Raw genomic sequence first — 15,620 nt, 5'->3', positions numbered from 1 at the left:
GTCAGTACTCCTCCCTGAGGCGGACGGCGATCAGGTCGCTGACGACGTTCATGGCGAGCGTGATGACGAACAGCGTGAGGCCGATGGCGAACAGGCTGCGGTAGGCGAGGCCGCCGCCGGTGACGTCACCGGTCAGCAGCTGTACCATGGCCGCGGTCATCGGCAACGCCCCCTCGAGGTACGAGGCGGGGTTGATCGGGTTGAGGAACTGCGCCTGGGACCCCGCCGCGATGGTCACCGCCATCGTCTCGCCGATCGCCCGCGAGAGCGCGAGGATGAACGAGGAGGCGATGCCCGACACCGCCGCCGGGACGACGATACCCGTCGAGACGTCGAACTTCGTCGCGCCCATCCCGTAGCCCGCCTGCCGGAGTTCGTCGGGGACGGCGCTCATCGCGTCCTCACTGATCGAGGCGACCATCGGGATGATCATGACGCCGACGACGATGCTGGCCGAAAGCAGGTTGAAGAAGTTGATCGAGGGGAAGACGTTCGAGAGCGCGGGCGTGATGTACATGAGCGCGAAGAACCCGTAGACGACCGTCGGTATCCCGGCGAGGATCTCGAGGGCCGGTTTCAGCACGGACCGGAGCTGCGGGCTCGCGTACTCGCTCAGGTAGATCGCCGTCGCCACCCCGAGCGGGATGGCGATGACCGCCGACCCCAGCGTGATCATGAGCGTCGCCGACACCAGCGCCAGCACGCCGAACTTCCCCCTGGTTATCTCCCACTCGGTTCCCGTCAGGAACTCCACGACGGACGCCGTCTCGCCCGTGACTCCCACGAGGGGAGCGGTGACGCTGAAGAACTTCGCCGCCTCCGTCGTCAACAGGACCACGATCCCGACGGTGGTCGCGATCGACAGCGCCGCGCAGAAGAAGAAGAACGAGCGCGTCAACAGCTCCCGGGGCGAGTTCTCCGTCCTTCGGGTGAGGTCAGTTTTCAGGTCGTCCGTGCTCATTGATTTGCGTTGTTGGTTTCCTCGAGCGCGAAAAAACGCTTCGTTTGGTCGCGACGCCGCGATCAGTTGCCGCCGGCCTCGTCGATGGCCGACTGGAGCTTGTCCATCTGCTCCTGCTGCTCGCTATCGTCGAGGGGTACGTAGCCGACCTGGTCCGCGACGATCTCCTTGCTCGTCGAGTTCTCGATCCAGAACGTGGCGAACGCCGCGACGTGTTCCTCCGCGAGCGACTCCTTCGCCGGGTAGGTGAACAGCGGGCGCGCGAGCGGCGTGTACTCCCCGGACTTCGCCGTCTCGAGCGAGGGCTTGACGGGCTCGCCGCTGCCGTCGTCGATGCCCAGCGCCTTGACCGCGTCCGTGTTCTCGCTGTAGTACGCGAAGCCGAGGTAACCCATGGCGTTCTCGGAGTTCTGCACGCCCTGGATGATGGTGCGGTCCTGCTCGGTCGCCGAGTAGTCGGTCCGGTGGCCGGGGCCGTCCTCGCCGATGATGGCCTCGATGAAGTAGTCGTAAGTGCCGGAGGCGTCGGTCGGGCCGTAGAGCTCGAGCGGCTGGTCCGGCCAGTCGGAGTTGACGTCGCTCCACTTCTTCGGCGGGCTGTCGGCCGACCAGATCTCCTTGAGCTCCTCGACGGTGATGCTGTCGACCCAGTCTGCGTTGTTGTTGACGATGACCGTCAGCGCGTCCGTCGCGACCTTCAGCTCGACGGGGTTGACGCCGTTCTCCTCGCACGCCGCCTTCTCCTCCTTCTTGATGGGGCGCGACGCGTTGTTGAAGTCGGTACGGCCCGGACAGAAGTGGTTCGCGAACCCGCCGCCGGAGCCGGTCGACTCGATGTTGATCTTGACGTCGGGGTGCTCCTGGCGGAACTTCTCGGACATCGCCGTCGCCAGCGGGAAGACGGTCGAACTGCCGGCGATGTCGATGGTACCCGAGAGCTTCCCGCCGCCAGTGCCGTTTCCGTCGCCGCTGCCGTTCCCGTTTCCGTCGTCGGAGCCGTTGCCGGTGTTGCTCTGCGTACAACCGGCCAGCGTCAGCGCACCGACCGTCCCGGACGCTGCGATGAACTTCCGCCGTGAGATGTCGCGAATGGAGTCGTCTGCCATCACATCGACCTCTCGCCCTCCGCAATATGAAGCTTCCGAAGTCGATATATATTTCATTCGTATTTATTGCTTTTTTCTCATAGCGCTATAGCCAACTACGTACCGCTACCGAGCTATCACTATGCGGGAGTATCGCAACGTTCACGAAAAAACGAGGATCGGCGGAGATCCGCGGGTTACGCCTCGCCGGCGTCGAAGACCCAGATCATGTTGTTCTCGTGGAGGCCCGTGTCCTCCCCGATGACCACGCGCCCGTCGTCCATGACGACGATGTTGTCCGGGTTGGCGATGGTGTTGTCCGCGTCGAGTTCGGTCATCCCGGTCATCGCGAGCGCCTTCGCCATGCTCATCGTCCCGTTGATGAGCCCGCTGTCGCCCTCGTCGTCCTCCGTCGCGGGGTTGTACGGGCAGGACTTGCAGGCCTTGCTGTTGGACTTGGGGTTCGCGTCGTACGGACAGCCGCCGCAGATGTTGGCGTCCGGGCCGCCGGTCACGATGGGCTCCATCCGCGAGACGTCGTAGTCCGCGCCCAGCTTCATCCGGTAGACCGCGCCGTACTCGTTGCCCCGGAGCTGGATGTCGCCCTCCCCGTCCGACATGGTCTCGGTGACCGCGGACATGGCCATGTACATGTAGTCGCCGGGTTCGGCGTCGCGCCTGATGTTCACGCCCTCCATCTTGCGGAACTCCATGGTCGCACCTCTGGCGAGTCCCGCCTTGCGCGTCTCGAGGAACGCGACGCGGTCGTCGTCGGCCTCGCTGTTCGCCCACGCCTCGACCTCGGCGTCCGTGATGTAACTCGTCTCGCCCTCGGCGTAGTCGGCCTGCGTGACGTCGTCGTACTCCGCGATCCACGACTCGATCTCGTCGTTCGTAGCGTGGCCGAGTTCGACCCACTCCAGGTCGAAGCCGACGGTGTTGAAGTCGCGGCCGTCGTCCTGGGTCGCGCGCGCGACGTAGAGGGTGCCCGCCGAGAGGTCGCCCGCCTCGTCCGCGACGAACTTGTAGAAGCCCTTGCCCGTCCCGTCGGAGGAGGTGTAGACGGTCCGCTCGTCGGGCATGACGACCGAGTTCTCGTGGGCGCTCCGGCCGAGCGTGAAGTGCTTGACCGGCGTCGGCTCGTCGCTTCCCGGTTCGGTGATCTCCACGATGTAGCCGTAGCGATAGGGGTTGGGATAGACCGACTCGTAGTCGCCATTCGCGCCGAGGTACTCCGCGAGGTTCTCGACGCTCCCCACGCCGTCCCACTCGGGGTTGTTCCAGTCGGGCGTGCTCGTGTGCTCGTAGTTCTCCTCCGAGGTGAGGGGCGTCCCCCACGGGGAGACGGTGCCGAAGCAGTTGACCCACGTCCCCTCCACGTCCCGGAAGTCGACGTTCATCGACTCGGTGGGCTTCCAGGGTCCGTTCTTCCCCGTCGGTTCGATGCGCATCCGGCTGACCATCCCGGGGCGGTTCTCCCAGTTCGTGAAGACGTAGTAGCCGCCCTCGCCGTCCGGGACGACGCCGTTGAAGTCGGGGTTCGTCGCGTCGGTCAGCTCCTCGCCGTCGGGGCTGAGCGCGACGCCCAGCGGTTCGCCGTCGTCGGTCAGGTCGCGCCCCTCCGCGAGCACCTGGTAGCGCCCGTACGCCGTCCAGACGCGCTCCTTCTGGGGCTCGCTCCGCGGGAGCTGAACGCTCTCGAAGTCCTTCGGTAGTCGGTTGAAGTCGAGCCCCCAGACCGCGCCGACCGACCCGTGGTCGAACTGCGCGAACATGTTGTCCTGGTCGGGGTGCTGAACGTTGAAGAAGAAGTCGCCCTCCTCCGTGACGAACATCCCCGTGATCTCCGCGCCGTTGACCGTCGTCGCGAAGCGGTTGAGGGTCGCACCGTCCTGCTCGATGCCGCGTCCCTGTTCCTTGTCGTCGCCTGCCGCCGCCGCGCCAGTCCCGACCGCACCTGCCGCTGCCAGCGTCGCTAGCAGCTTCAGCGTGCCGCGTCGGTTCATCTCTCCGGGCATGCACGCGTAGCTTAGCTAACGAACACATGAACATATCGTAATTCTTATACGTTAGGGACTGTATCGATGGGGTTCCCTCTGATCGTTCAGAGCCCTCCCGAGCACTCACGAGACGCGACTCCCTCACCGACCGTTCCGGAGTCGTCCGGCGATTCCGTCGGGGAGGCCCGCGTCGCGGACGGCCCGCTCGACGGCCTCGACGTCGTAGGGGACCCGTCGGAGGTCGACGCGCTCCCGGTCGAGGTCGAGGACGGCGTAGGCGGCCCGGGGGTCGCCGTCGCGCGGCTGGCCGACGCTCCCCGGGTTGACGACGCTGCCGGCCGGGAAGCGTCGGACCCCCTGGACGTGGGTGTGACCCAGCACGAGCACCCGCTCGCCGTCGAGCAGGTCCGCCGAGAAGAGGTCCGGGTAGACGTAGCGGTCCGGGTCGGACGGGTGGCCGTGAGCGACGCGTATCTGCCCGTCGAACGCCCGGCGGGTCTCCGGCAGGGCGGCCAGCCACGCCACCTGATCGGCGGTCAGTTCGCGTCGAGCGTGTTCGAGCCCCGCGCCGGCCATCCCGCCGTCGAACGACGCCCCGGCGGCGAGCACCCGGTCGTGGTTCCCCCGGACGGGGACGAGCGACTCGCACGGCGGCCCCCGGGCCGCCCCCTCGCTCGACGCCTCGACCGCCGCTCGGTCGGGCGTCCACGCGCGGAGCGCCTCGACGCACGCGGCGGGGCGCGGACCGTACCCCACGACGTCCCCCGCGCAGACCAGCGCCGCGACGGGCGGCATGGCGGAGAGGACCGCCTCCAGCGCGACCGCGTTCGCGTGGATATCCGAGAGGAGGCCGACGCGCACCGTCACTCGTTGACGACGGCGGTGTCGATCCCGTCGCCGACGGTCACGCCCGCCGCGCACACCGCGTGCTCGAAGTCGGCGTCGTATACCGCGCGGGCGGCCTCGTCGGCGGTGTCGGCGTCGAGCGGGAACGCCGCCGGCGCGTTCCGCTCGTAGGTGGCGACGAGCGTCGGTTCGTCGACGCGCTCGACGAGGAGCGCGTCGCGGCGCACCGTCGCGACGTGCGCCTCGTCCTCGGCGACGACGCCCGCGATCCGCGGCGTATCGTAGTCGTCCCGCTCGAAGTCGAGCGCGAGCAGGGAGAGCGCGAGCGCGTCGCGCGCGGGGTAGCCCGTCGCGCGCTTCTCCGCGATCGGATCCACGTGCGAGCCGTTGCCGACGACGGCCTCCCCCTCGACCGTCCGCAGGCAGTTGTAGGCGATGTATGGGTTGTCCGTCTCCGGGGCGTCCGGCGTGGGCGCGACGGTGAGCGCGCCCTCGCGCTCCACGATCCGGCGATCGGGGAACGACCGCGAGGAGACGCGGTAGGCTCCGATACCCGGTCCGACGACGACGAATCGGCCGACGTACATACCGTGAGGCTCGTCCGCGGCGAGGTACGTCTTTCTACTCGGCACTCCGCGCCGCGGTCCTCGCTCGCCTCCTCACTCTCGTCCCCTCGCCGCCGACCGCCACTCGAAACCCGCCGCGCCTACCGACTGACCGCCACCCGAACCTCGCCCCCGCCGTCGCCGAGACGGACCGCCGGCGGGCGGTTCGGTCCGAATCACGAAGCTTTAATAGTCCGGTCCGTTACCCTTAGACTGCAGTCTGAGTTCCATGGGGTAGCGGCCAATCCTGTCGGCTTCTGGGGCCGACGACCCAGGTTCGAATCCTGGTGGAACTACTACCTCCGCCTCTCCCGTCGTTTCACCTGCGCCCCGGCCGGCGCGCAGTCGTACGGTTTCCAGTCGAAACAGAGGGGTTCGCGTAGCACGCCTCACGCCTCACGCCTCGCGCATCGAGCGTGCGGTACCGATTCGCTCATTCTCCTCGGCGGTGTACCCCCTCGAATGGACCCGGGGCGCGATCGGGACGGGGAACCGTCCGGGGTGCGCCGCGCGGCGGAGCGGGACGTGCCCCCGGGCGGGACCGAGGCGGACGAGTCGGTGACGAACCCGAGCGACGACGTTCGCGTCCGCCGCGTCGGCAATCCGCCGCCAGTTCCCGACGTCGTCGAGTGGCGCTGTCCGCACTGCGCGATGCACCACCCGCGGAACTCGCCGCCGTGCAGTCGCTGCGGCAACCCGACGCTCGAACGGGTGGCCGTCGTCCTCGACCCGCCGGAGGAGACGGTCGGGTTGCGCGCCCGCGCCCTCGCGGCCGGTCGCGCGGCGGTGCCGATCGCCGGCCTCATGCTCGCCGTCGTCGGCGGTGCCGTCGTGCTCTACGGCGGGCTCGCCGGGACGAACACGCAGGCGTACGTCGCCTCCGGCGAACTCCCGCCGAGCGCGCGGATCCTGGTCGTCGCGGGAGTCGCAGTGCTCGCCGTCGGCGCGTTCCTCCTGTTCGCGGGGACGCGCCAGCCGCGGGAGCCCCTCTGACCGCCGCGCCCCCCGAGAACCCCGACGTTAAAACCCCCTCGCGGCGTGGGGGGAGGTATGTCAGGGGCTGACCTCGCTTCCCGGGTTGCGGACGCGCTCTCTGTCGACCCCGAGGAGTTCGGAGCGCGCGTCGACGAGGAGGTCGACGTGTTGAAAGCGGCCGTCAGGGAGGGAACGTTCGACAACCCCCAGGGTATCGTCGGCCTCGAATACGAGTTCTACGGGGTCGACACGGAGACGGACGCGCTCAAGCGCGTCCCCCGCCCCCTGCTCGAGTACATCGGCTTCGAGAAGGAACTCGGCCTGCACAACGCCGAGATGCAGACCACCCCCCAGCCCTTCTCGGCGTACGGCCTGCGCGCCCAGGCCGCCGAGGTGCAGGCGCGCCTCGACGCCGCGCTCCGCGAGACGCGGACCCACGACATCCGTCTGGTCAGCGACGGCATCTGGACGGTCCCGCCGGTCGGCGAGACGGCCACCTCGTACCTCGCCGACAGCGTCGAGGACGACGGCGTCCGCATCGCGACGAACATGAGCGACGCGGTGCGCTACCACGCGATGGCGAACGTCGAGGCGCGCATCGAGATGAGCCTCGACGTGCCCCACGTCGCGCTCGACGCGAAGACGGTGATGCCCGAGAGCCTCATCACCTCCATCCAGCCCCACTACCAGGTGTCACACGCCCCCGACCTCCCCGAGTACCTCCGCTACGCGATCCGCATCGCCGGACCGCTGCTCGCCGTCGGCGTCAACTCGCCCTTCCTCCCGCCGGACCTCTACGACGAGGACCCCGAGACGGTCCTCGCGGAGTGCTGGATGGAGAACCGGATCCCCGTCTTCGAGTCGGTCTTCAACACCGAGAAGGGGAACAAGGTCCGCCTGCCGCCGGACGTGGACACCGTCGAGGAGGCCATCGACGACGTCGCCGCGGACACGACCGTCATCCCGATGATGCAGGACCCCACGGGCCGCTACGACGACCGCTTCGCCCACTTCCGGCACAAGCACGGCTCCTACTGGCGGTGGGTCCGCCCCGTCTTCGACGGCGCGACCCGCTCTGCGGCCAACGCCCGCATCGAGTTCCGTCCGCTGCCCGGCCAGCCGACCGTCCACGACGCCATGTCCCTCCTGGCCGTCTACGCGGGCCTGCTGGAGAGCCTCCCCAAGCGCGAGCACCCCGTCGCGTCGCTCCCCTGGGCGACCGCGGAGGAGAACTTCTACGCCGCCGCCGCCGCCGGCCTCGACGCCGAGTTCACCTGGATCACCGGCGGGGGCGACGAGACGACCGACGCGGCCGTCATCTACGACGACCTGTTCGAACACGCCCGCGACGGCCTCGCGCTCCGCGGCCTCGACGAGGCCGAGGTCGAGCGGTACGTCGGGCCGCTGGCCGAGCGCGTCGAGCGGCGGACGACGCCCGCGCGCTGGAAGCACGACCACGTGAGCGCCGCCGTCGAGGCGGGGACACCCTTCGCCGAGGCCGTCTGGGGTATGCAGGCCGAGTACATCGCCAACCAGAGGGAGACGCTCATCGAGGGGTCGTTCCTCGACTGGCTCTGAGCGCCGCACGCCTTTTCTCCACCGACGCCGTTACTTCAACGATGCAACAGGTTTCCAGGCGGCCGGTCGCCGGTCGCTCGCTCGGTCGGACGCTCGCCCCCTTCGCGCTCGCGCTGGTCGCGCTCGCCCTCCTCGTGGCCGCGATGGGTCCCGAGGAGGTCGCCGCCGAACTCGCCCGCCTCGACCCGGCGACGTTCCTCCTCGCGCTGGGGATCGCGCTGCTCGCCGTCGTCGCGTGGGGCGACGCGCAACGCCGCCTGCTGCGTTCGGCCGGCGGCCGCACCCCCCTCGGGCGGTTCTCCGGGGCCTACTCGCTCGCGGTGTTCGAGCGCCTCGCGCTCCCCGCGGGCCACGCCGCCGGGCCGGCGCTCATGGCCCACGCGCTCGGCGACGAGGCCGAGACGGGGTTCGACCGCGCGTTCGCCGCGACGAGCGCCGCCGAACTGCTGAGCCTGCTCGCCTCGCTGCTGCTCGCGGGCGTCGGCCTCGTCGCCTACCTCCTCGCCGCGCCGGCCTCGGCGGCCCTCCGGGAGGTGGAACTCGGCGCGGTCGTCGCGGCGGCCGCCCTGGCCGCCCTGCTGGCCGCCGCCTGGTACCGCCGGGGGACGGTCACCTGGGCGCTCGCGGGTCTCGCGTCCCTCCTGCGCGGGTCCGTCGGCCGCGTCTCGCCCCGTACCTACGACGCCCTTGCCCCCGAGCGCGTCGAGTCGGCGGTCGAACGCTACTACGACACCCTGGAGGCGGTCGCCGGCGACCGCCGGGCGGTCGCGCTGGCCGTCCTGGCCTCCGCGGTCGGCTGGGTCTGCTACGCGCTCCCGCTGACCGTCGGCGCGAGCGCGCTCGGCTACGCCGTGCCGCTGTCGCTCGCGCTGTTTCTCGTCCCCGCCTCGGGGCTCGCCAACGCCGTCCCCCTTCCCGGCGGTCTCGGCGGCGTCGAGGTGGCGCTCGCGGCGGCGCTGGTCGCGCTCGCCGGCCTCGCCACGCCGGAGGCGGCGGCCGTCGTGCTCGCCTACCGGCTGTGCACCTACTGGGGACACCTCGCCCTGACCGGACTGGTGGCGCTCGCGGGCGTGACGCGGTGGGGGATCCGTCCGTGACCCCGACCCCGGTCGCTCACTCGTAGGTGAGCGTCATCCCGCCGTCGTGGAGCACGTCGCCGCCGTCGAGGAAGCGCGCGTGCTCGGAGAAGCCCATCACGAACAGGTTCGCTACCTCGTACGGCTCCATCAGTTCCTTGACGCGCGCCTGGCCGAGCAGGACGTCCTCGATCGCCTCCTCGACGGTGATCCCGCGGCTGTCCGCCGTGTCCGGGAGCTGTTTCGCGACGAGTTCCGTCTTCACGTAGCCCGTCGAGACCGAGAACCCCCGAATCGCCCCGTCGCCCTCGGCGGCGATGGACTGGGTCAGCCCGCGCAGGCCGAACTTGAGCGCGTTGTACGCCACCTTGTCCCTGGTGACGTAGTGGCCGTGGACCGAGGCCATGTTGCCGACGACGCCGACGCCGTCGGGGTTCTCCCGGAAGTGGGGGAAGCAGCGCTTCGAGAGCAGCAGCGGCGCGCGGAGCATGACGCGGTGCATCAGGTCGTAGCGCTCCATCGGGAACTCGGCGAGCGGGGCGATGTGCTGGATGCCGGCGACGTTCGCGAGGTACCGGAGGTTCCCCTCGTCGGCTGCCCGCTCGACGATCCGATCGACCGCGTCGTCGTCGGTCAGGTCGCCGGGCACCGTGACGATCCGGCCGGGGGAGTCGAGCGCCCCGCGCTTCTCTGTGACCTCGGCCAGCCCCTCCTCGTCCACGTCGGTCGCGACGACCGTCAGCCCGTTGTGCGCGAGCGCGAGCGCCGTCGCCCGCCCGATGCCGTTTCCCGCCCCGGTCACCAGCGCCACGTTCTCCGCCGCGAACGCCGGATCCGGTACCGCGAGCAGGTCGTCGGCCGCGATCTCGCTCGGACCGTACCTCTCCAGGGCCTCCTCGGCGGTCATGTCGGCCATGATCGCCCTAAACCGACGAGGGTGATAAGCCGTCCCCCGGGCGTGGTAACGTCCCCCGAATTAGGAGCGCCTAAAAATCGGAGTCTTTTTGATGCTTTAGGCGAGCCAAAACCACATGGACGGCGACTCTCACCGAACGCGACGGACGTTTCTGAAGGGCGGCGCGGGCGTGCTGGCGGCGAGCGCGCTGGCCGGGTGCGCGGGCGAATCCCCCGGCGGGTCCGAGAACGGGTCGGACGGAAACGACACCGGGGGGAACGATACCGGGGGGAACGACACCGAGGGCGGGGCGAAGACGCCCTACACCGTCTCGATGGCACCGGTCGGGGAGGTCGAGTTCGACGCCGTCCCCGAGAGCTACGTGGTCTACGAGGCGGGGTACGCCGACATGGCCGTCGCCCTCGGGCAGGCCGACGGCCTGAAGGCGGTCGGGCTCCCCTCGCGCTACCACACCGACTACTACGACGAACTCGAGGGCGTGAGCGTCGACAAGGGCTCCCTGACGACGCTCTACAGCGACGGGGTCGACCGCGAGGTCTTCTACGAGATCGGCGCGGACGTCCACCTCATCGACCCGAACTGGCTCGTGAACAACGGCGCGTTCGGGCTCGAACAGGGCGACGTGGACGCCATCGGTCAGCAGGTCGCGCCGTTCGTCGGGAACACCATCTTCCGGCGCACGGACGAGTGGCACGACTACGAGTACTACACGATGTACGAGGCGTTCGAGAAGGTCGCCCAGGTGTTCCAGCAGGGCGAGCGCTACGAGGCGTTCGAGGAACTTCACGACGCGATGCTCGAGGACGTGGGGTCGAAGCTCCCCGCCGAGGACGAGCGTCCGAACGCCCTGCTCACGTTCGCGGCCGACGACGAGCCCGAGGAGTTCTCCCCCTACCGCGTGAGCGACGAGGGGACGAACAAGAAGCAGTTCCACGACCTCGGCATCGGGGACGCACTGGAGGGGACGGGCGTCAGCGGCCTCTCGACGAGCGACCGCGGCACGATCGACTACGAGACGATGCTCGAAGTCGATCCGGACTCGATCCTCGTCCGCGGCCACGAGACGAAGACCGAGGAGGAGTTCCGGAACACCGTCGTGACGTTCATGAAGAACCACAGCGTCGCCGGGAAGCTCACCGCCGTCCAGGAGGACCGCGTGTTCCGCGGCGGCCCGATCTACGAGGGGCCCATCCAGAACCTCTTTCTCACCGAACGGTTCGCGAAGCTGTACTACCCCGACAGTTTCTCGGGGAAGCTGTTCGATCGGGGCGAGGTGAGCGCGATCGTGCGCGGCGAGCTCTGAGATGGCGGGCGACGCGTCCACGGAGACCGCCGTCGACCGCGGAACGCGCACCGCCCGGTTCGGCTGGTTCGACGGCTCGCTCGTCGCGCTCGCCGTCGCCAGCGTCTGCGTCACGCTGGCGAGCGCGCTCGTGCAGGTCAGCTTCGGGACCTACTCGATGTCCATCCCCGAGGCGTGGCGGGCGCTGTTCGATCCCGCGATCCTGCTCGACCCGCGTCGCCTGCTCTACTTCTTCTTCGGGGAGTGGGTGATGCGCCTGCTGACCGGGTACGGGGGCGAGGTGGACGCGCTGCTCGACGGCCTCGCGGTCGGCACGACCGTCGTCTGGACGCTCCGGCTCCCCCGCGTGCTCGTCGGCGCGCTCGTCGGCGCGAGCCTCGCCGTGTCGGGGGCCATCTTCCAGGCGGTGACGCGCAACGAACTCGCCAGCCCGTACATCCTCGGCGTGAGCGCGGGGGCCGGACTGGGGGCGCTCGTGGCGCTCGTCCTGTTCACCGCCCTGGAGGCGGTGCTCCCGCTCGTGGCCGCCGGCGGCGGGGCGTTCGCGTTCCTCCTCGTCTACGTCATCGCGTGGAAGAACGGGACCAACCCCGTCCGCCTCGTGCTCGCGGGCGTCATCGTCAGCACGGTCTTCCACTCGCTCCAGACGGGGCTGTTCTTCCTCGCGAGCGACATCGGCGTCGTCCAGCAGGCCCTGTCGTGGACGACCGGGTCGCTCACCGGCGTCGGCTGGGAGCAGTTCCGCACCGCGCTCCCGTGGGTGGTCGTCGCGCTGGCGCTCGCGCTCGTCGGCGCCCGACAGCTGAACGTCCTCCTGCTCGGCGAGCGCACGGCGGCCGCGCTCGGCATGTCCGTCGAGCGGACGCGCTTCGCGCTGGCCGCGGTCGCCGTCCTCGCCGCCAGCGCCGCGGTCGCCGTCGCCGGCATCGTCAGCTTCGTCGGCCTCATCGTCCCCCACGTGGTGCGCACCATCGTCGGGAGCGACTACAAGCGGCTGGTCGTCGGCTGCGTCTTCGCCGGCCCGGCGCTCCTGACCGCCGCCGACGTGGGCGCGCGCCTCTTCTTCGAGGTGGCGTTCAACTCGCCGGTCCAGATCCCGGTCGGGATCGTCACCGGCCTCGTCGGCGGGCCGTACTTCCTCTATCTCATGCGGACGCGCGACCAGCTCGGTGAGCTGTGACGATGCCCGCCGAGCGAGATCGATGCCGCGACGACCGCCCTCCCGACCGCGAGTGGGACGTCGTCGTCGTCGGGAGCGGTCCGGCGGGCGCGTCGGCGGGCGTGTTCGCCGCCCGCGCGGGCCTCGAGACGTGCGTCTTCGACCGCGGCAGCTCCTCGATCCGTCAGTGCGCGTACCTGGAGAACTTCCTCGGCTTCCCCGCCGGCATCGACGTGCCGACGTTCTGTGACCTCGCGCGCGCGCACCTGCGAGAGGCCGGGGCGACCGTCGTCGAGGAGACCGTCGAGTCGGTCGCGCGCGCGGACGGGGGATTCCGCGTCGAGACGGACGCCGGGCGCGTCGCGTCGGCCGAGCACGTGGTCGCCGCCTCGACCTACGACGCGAGCTACCTCCGCGGTATCGACGACGGGGCGCTCTTTCCCGACGGCGAGTTCGTCCGCGACGCGGACGAGCGCGGGCGGACGCCCGTCGCGGGTCTCTACCTCGCCGGGCCGCTCGCGGGCGTGCCGAGTCAGGCCATCGTCGCCGCCGGACACGGGGCGATGGCGGCGCTCGCCCTCCTCGAGGACCGCCGCCTCGAAGCGGGTTACTGGCGGCCGGTCTCCGCGTACCACGACTGGGTCGTCCCGGATGGGCGCTACGGCGGTCCCGACTGGCACGGGGCGATGGACGAGTGGTTCGACGCGAACCCGCCGCCCGAGCGGTCGCTCGGCGATCCCGAGGTGCGGGACCTGCTCGCGGCCGAGAAGCGCCGTCGCCTCGACATGGCCGTCGACGAGGACGAACGCGACCGTCGAACCCGCCGCGGGCACGCGGTCCTCCGGTCGTTCCTGCGCGACGCTCGCGACGACGCGTAGGGCTAGCCCACGCGGCGCTCCACCGACTCGACGGCCTCGGCGGGCGTCTCGACCGCCTCGAACCCGCGGAACCCGGCGAGGTCCTGCGCGCCGATACCCGCCACCGGCCGGCCGAAGTCGAGGGCGTGACCCAGCTCGGAGAGCGTCCCCGCCGCCCCGTCGACGGCGACGACCGCGTCGCCGTTCAGCACCACGAGGACGTTCCTCGCGTTGCCCATCCCGGTGGCGACGGCGGTGTCGACGTACTCGTTCGCCGCGCGCGGGTCAGTCCCGGGGAGGATGCCGACGGTCTCGCCGTCCGTCGACGTTCGCGCGCCCCCCGTTCGCTCGTCCCGCGGTGCTCCCTCCCGCCGCGCGTCGCGGACGCCCCGACACGCGGCCTCCATCACGCCGCCCAGCCCGCCGCAGACGACCGTGTGACCGCGCTCGCCGAGCAGGTGGCCGACCTCGCGGGCCGTCCCGTAGGTCGCCTCGTCGATCCGCCCGCCGCCGATAACGCTGATGCGCACCCTACCACTCCATGCCGCCGTTGACGGCGAGGATCTGTCCGGTCATGTAGCTCGACTCCTCGCCCGCCAGGAACCGCACGATCCCGCAGACGTCGTCCACCTCCGCGAACCGCCGGAGGGGGATGCGCTCGACGATCTTCTCCCGGACGCGCTCGGGGACCTGCTCCAGCATGTCGGTCTGGACGAACCCGGGTGCGACGCAGTTGGCGGTCGACCCCGAGCGGGCCATCTCCAGCGCGATCGTCCGCGTGAACCCGAACATCCCCGACTTCGTGGTGGCGTAGTTGGCCTGGCCGTAGTTCCCCTGCTGGCCGACGACGCTCGAGATGTTGATCAGTCGACCGTGTTCGGCCTCGAGCAGGTCGTCGAACAGGCAGTGCGTGCAGTTGAACATCCCGCCGAGGTTCACGTCGATCACGCGGTCCCAGTCCTCCCGCGTCATGTTCCCGAACGTCCGGTCTACCGTGATGCCCGCGTTGTTCACGAGCACGTCGACGGGACCGAACGCGTCGCGGACCTCCTCGCACATGGCGGTCACGGCGTCCAGGTCGGCCACGTCGGCCCGCGCGGCGATCGCGCTCCCGCCCGCGTCCTCGATCTCCTCGACCACCGCCCGCGCCTCGGCCTCCGAGGAGCGGTAGTTGACGACGACGTCAGCGCCCTGTTCGCCGAGTTCGCGCGCGATACCCCGTCCGATGCCGCGCGATGCGCCCGTCACCACGCAGGTCTGCCCTGAGAGCATGGTAACACGATTCACTCGGGGAGAGAAAAAGGTGCGCCGGGGGAGTTAGCGCCTCGCGATACTGACTTTCACCGATTACGGTCGATCCACCGGCAGAACGCCTCGAAGTCCTCCGCACCCGCCCGTTCGGCGATGCTCTTTAGCGTGCCAATGCGAATCCGGTCGTGCATCGGGACCGTCACGGTACGCTTCTCGCCCGTCTTCGGACGCGTACACCTGAGGACGACGTTGCTGTCTGCGACCCAGTACCGACGCGGAGACGCGTTCGGAACTTCCTCGACGAGTTCGACCTCGATCTCGTTTGGAGAAGTCGTCACTCGTCTGTGGTCGGTTCCAGCGGTAGGCGCTCGGGATCGACATCCTCGTACGCTTTGTCCGACGAGAGGACGGGGAGATCGCGCGTTTCGGCGGTGGCCGCGTGGAAGGAGTCGAACGGCGTCATGCCGTCTTCGAAGTACGCGACCGCCTTCAGGACGACCTGCTGCTCGTTCTCGTCGCCGAGCGGGACGACGTCGAGGAGATTAGCGAACAGGCGGACGTAGTCGAACTGGTAGCGCTCCAGGACGAGGAGCATCTCCAGGTACGCGAACGGCGAGGTGACGACCTCCCGCTCATCGAGGACGTCTTCGGCGCGCTCCTGAAGCCAGTCGTCGCCCTTGGCGATAGCGAGGAGAAAGTCGGTCTCGACGAACACCGTCATTCGGCGGTATCCTCCGCCTCGCGCTTTGCCCGTTCGATGTCGTCCTCGACCTCCTGTTTCGCGCGCCGGAGCGCTTCCTCCCGCAATTCCTCTCTCGACGTCCCCTCCAGCGCGTCCCCGATCTCGTCGCGGACAGCCCGGAGCGGGTCCTCGTCGATCGGTATGAGTTCGATCCGGTCCTCGTATTCGACGACGTGGAACTTCTCGCCGTACTTCCGCCTCAGTTTGGAGGACAGGTAGAGGCGGCCGTGCGAGTCAGTTTCGACGGACACACGCGGGCGTAGGCG

The 15,620-nt window shown here is 69.7% G+C and carries 17 protein-coding genes and 1 tRNA gene; 7 read left to right on the top strand and 11 right to left on the bottom strand.

The features are described 5' to 3' along the window. Nucleotide 1: 1 nt before the first annotated feature. The 5 genes from pstC to P1K31_RS10980 form a co-directional block, all read right to left on the bottom strand. Entirely contained in the window at nt 2–961 is a 960-nt protein-coding gene (gene pstC / locus P1K31_RS11000) for a phosphate ABC transporter permease subunit PstC (RefSeq protein WP_276303376.1), read from the bottom strand. 62 nt (nt 962–1,023) lie between these two features. After that, a complete protein-coding gene (locus P1K31_RS10995; RefSeq protein WP_276303375.1) occupies nt 1,024–2,067 on the bottom strand; it encodes a PstS family phosphate ABC transporter substrate-binding protein in 1,044 nt (347 codons plus the stop codon). Nucleotides 2,068–2,243: 176 nt separating this feature from the next. Beyond that, a complete protein-coding gene (locus P1K31_RS10990; protein WP_276303374.1) occupies nt 2,244–4,064 on the bottom strand; it encodes an alkaline phosphatase PhoX in 1,821 nt (606 codons plus the stop codon). Nucleotides 4,065–4,187: 123 nt separating this feature from the next. Then, nucleotides 4,188–4,907: a metallophosphoesterase family protein gene (locus P1K31_RS10985; protein WP_276305738.1), complete on the bottom strand. Its 720-nt coding sequence runs from the start codon at nt 4,905–4,907 to the stop codon at nt 4,188–4,190. A 2-nt stretch (nt 4,908–4,909) separates the two neighbouring features. Then, on the bottom strand, nt 4,910–5,479 hold the full coding sequence (locus P1K31_RS10980) for an IMP cyclohydrolase (RefSeq protein ID WP_276303373.1): 570 nt from the start codon (nt 5,477–5,479) through the stop codon (nt 4,910–4,912). A 241-nt stretch (nt 5,480–5,720) separates the two neighbouring features. Here P1K31_RS10980 and P1K31_RS10975 point away from each other — a divergent pair. The 4 genes from P1K31_RS10975 to P1K31_RS10960 all read left to right on the top strand — a co-directional run bounded on the left by P1K31_RS10975 (nt 5,721) and on the right by P1K31_RS10960 (nt 9,147). Next, nucleotides 5,721–5,793: transfer RNA gene (locus tag P1K31_RS10975), tRNA-Gln, on the top strand. Between the two features lie 166 nt (nt 5,794–5,959). Continuing rightward, on the top strand, nt 5,960–6,490 hold the full coding sequence (locus P1K31_RS10970) for a hypothetical protein (protein ID WP_276303372.1): 531 nt from the start codon (nt 5,960–5,962) through the stop codon (nt 6,488–6,490). Between the two features lie 57 nt (nt 6,491–6,547). Then, entirely contained in the window at nt 6,548–8,050 is a 1,503-nt protein-coding gene (locus P1K31_RS10965; RefSeq protein ID WP_276303371.1) for a glutamate-cysteine ligase family protein, read from the top strand. A gap of 41 nt (nt 8,051–8,091) precedes the next feature. Continuing rightward, nucleotides 8,092–9,147 carry a flippase-like domain-containing protein gene (locus tag P1K31_RS10960; protein WP_276303370.1) on the top strand — a complete coding sequence of 352 codons (1,056 nt, stop codon included), beginning with the start codon at nt 8,092–8,094 and terminating at the stop codon, nt 9,145–9,147. Nucleotides 9,148–9,163: 16 nt separating this feature from the next. On the opposite strand, the gene P1K31_RS10955 is transcribed toward P1K31_RS10960, so the two are convergent. Continuing rightward, nucleotides 9,164–10,042 (bottom strand): SDR family oxidoreductase, encoded by an 879-nt coding sequence (locus tag P1K31_RS10955; RefSeq protein WP_276303369.1) that lies wholly within the window; start codon nt 10,040–10,042, stop codon nt 9,164–9,166. 115 nt (nt 10,043–10,157) lie between these two features. Between P1K31_RS10955 and P1K31_RS10950 the strand changes: the two genes are divergently transcribed. The 3 genes from P1K31_RS10950 to P1K31_RS10940 are packed head-to-tail and all read left to right on the top strand — an operon-like array spanning nt 10,158 to nt 13,382. Continuing rightward, nucleotides 10,158–11,345 (top strand): ABC transporter substrate-binding protein, encoded by a 1,188-nt coding sequence (locus P1K31_RS10950; RefSeq protein ID WP_276303368.1) that lies wholly within the window; start codon nt 10,158–10,160, stop codon nt 11,343–11,345. A 1-nt stretch (nt 11,346) separates the two neighbouring features. Next, nucleotides 11,347–12,525, top strand: a complete 1,179-nt coding sequence (locus tag P1K31_RS10945) for a FecCD family ABC transporter permease (protein ID WP_276303367.1) — start codon at nt 11,347–11,349, stop codon at nt 12,523–12,525. A gap of 2 nt (nt 12,526–12,527) precedes the next feature. Next, nucleotides 12,528–13,382: an NAD(P)/FAD-dependent oxidoreductase gene (locus P1K31_RS10940; RefSeq protein ID WP_276303366.1), complete on the top strand. Its 855-nt coding sequence runs from the start codon at nt 12,528–12,530 to the stop codon at nt 13,380–13,382. Between the two features lie 2 nt (nt 13,383–13,384). On the opposite strand, the gene P1K31_RS10935 is transcribed toward P1K31_RS10940, so the two are convergent. The 5 genes from P1K31_RS10935 to P1K31_RS10915 all read right to left on the bottom strand — a co-directional run bounded on the left by P1K31_RS10935 (nt 13,385) and on the right by P1K31_RS10915 (nt 15,605). Next, the gene (locus P1K31_RS10935) at nt 13,385–13,891 is read right to left on the bottom strand and encodes an SLOG cluster 4 domain-containing protein (protein WP_276303365.1); all 507 of its coding nucleotides are present in this window, start codon (nt 13,889–13,891) and stop codon (nt 13,385–13,387) included. A 1-nt stretch (nt 13,892) separates the two neighbouring features. Further along, on the bottom strand, nt 13,893–14,633 hold the full coding sequence (locus P1K31_RS10930; protein WP_276303364.1) for a beta-ketoacyl-ACP reductase: 741 nt from the start codon (nt 14,631–14,633) through the stop codon (nt 13,893–13,895). A 68-nt stretch (nt 14,634–14,701) separates the two neighbouring features. Continuing rightward, the gene (locus P1K31_RS10925; protein WP_276303363.1) at nt 14,702–14,950 is read right to left on the bottom strand and encodes a type II toxin-antitoxin system HicA family toxin; all 249 of its coding nucleotides are present in this window, start codon (nt 14,948–14,950) and stop codon (nt 14,702–14,704) included. Beyond that, nucleotides 14,947–15,333 (bottom strand): PIN domain-containing protein, encoded by a 387-nt coding sequence (locus P1K31_RS10920; RefSeq protein WP_276303362.1) that lies wholly within the window; start codon nt 15,331–15,333, stop codon nt 14,947–14,949. Before P1K31_RS10920 ends, P1K31_RS10925 begins: the two co-directional genes overlap by 4 nt. Continuing rightward, complete coding sequence (locus P1K31_RS10915; protein ID WP_276303361.1) at nt 15,330–15,605, bottom strand: AbrB/MazE/SpoVT family DNA-binding domain-containing protein; 276 nt, start codon at nt 15,603–15,605, stop codon at nt 15,330–15,332. The genes P1K31_RS10920 and P1K31_RS10915 overlap by 4 nt, the downstream gene beginning before the upstream one ends. Nucleotides 15,606–15,620: the final 15 nt, after the last annotated feature.

Origin of the sequence: Halomarina halobia (assembly GCF_029338575.1) — an archaeon.
In the GTDB taxonomy this organism is placed as follows: Archaea; Halobacteriota; Halobacteria; order Halobacteriales; family Haloarculaceae; genus Halomarina; species Halomarina halobia.
This window is presented reverse-complemented; position numbering and strand designations above follow the sequence as displayed.

Excerpts from the sequence above, each read along its gene's own strand:
- pstC (WP_276303376.1), bottom strand. The coding sequence starts at position 961 with ATGAGCACGGACGACCTGAAAACTGACCTCACCCGAAGGACGGAGAAC.
- P1K31_RS10995 (WP_276303375.1), bottom strand. The coding sequence starts at position 2,067 with ATGGCAGACGACTCCATTCGCGACATCTCACGGCGGAAGTTCATCGCA.
- P1K31_RS10990 (WP_276303374.1), bottom strand. The coding sequence starts at position 4,064 with ATGCCCGGAGAGATGAACCGACGCGGCACGCTGAAGCTGCTAGCGACG.
- P1K31_RS10980 (WP_276303373.1), bottom strand. The coding sequence starts at position 5,479 with ATGTACGTCGGCCGATTCGTCGTCGTCGGACCGGGTATCGGAGCCTAC.
- P1K31_RS10970 (WP_276303372.1), top strand. The coding sequence starts at position 5,960 with ATGGACCCGGGGCGCGATCGGGACGGGGAACCGTCCGGGGTGCGCCGC.
- P1K31_RS10965 (WP_276303371.1), top strand. The coding sequence starts at position 6,548 with ATGTCAGGGGCTGACCTCGCTTCCCGGGTTGCGGACGCGCTCTCTGTC.
- P1K31_RS10960 (WP_276303370.1), top strand. The coding sequence starts at position 8,092 with ATGCAACAGGTTTCCAGGCGGCCGGTCGCCGGTCGCTCGCTCGGTCGG.
- P1K31_RS10955 (WP_276303369.1), bottom strand. The coding sequence starts at position 10,042 with ATGGCCGACATGACCGCCGAGGAGGCCCTGGAGAGGTACGGTCCGAGC.
- P1K31_RS10950 (WP_276303368.1), top strand. The coding sequence starts at position 10,158 with ATGGACGGCGACTCTCACCGAACGCGACGGACGTTTCTGAAGGGCGGC.
- P1K31_RS10945 (WP_276303367.1), top strand. The coding sequence starts at position 11,347 with ATGGCGGGCGACGCGTCCACGGAGACCGCCGTCGACCGCGGAACGCGC.
- P1K31_RS10940 (WP_276303366.1), top strand. The coding sequence starts at position 12,528 with ATGCCCGCCGAGCGAGATCGATGCCGCGACGACCGCCCTCCCGACCGC.
- P1K31_RS10930 (WP_276303364.1), bottom strand. The coding sequence starts at position 14,633 with ATGCTCTCAGGGCAGACCTGCGTGGTGACGGGCGCATCGCGCGGCATC.
- P1K31_RS10920 (WP_276303362.1), bottom strand. The coding sequence starts at position 15,333 with ATGACGGTGTTCGTCGAGACCGACTTTCTCCTCGCTATCGCCAAGGGC.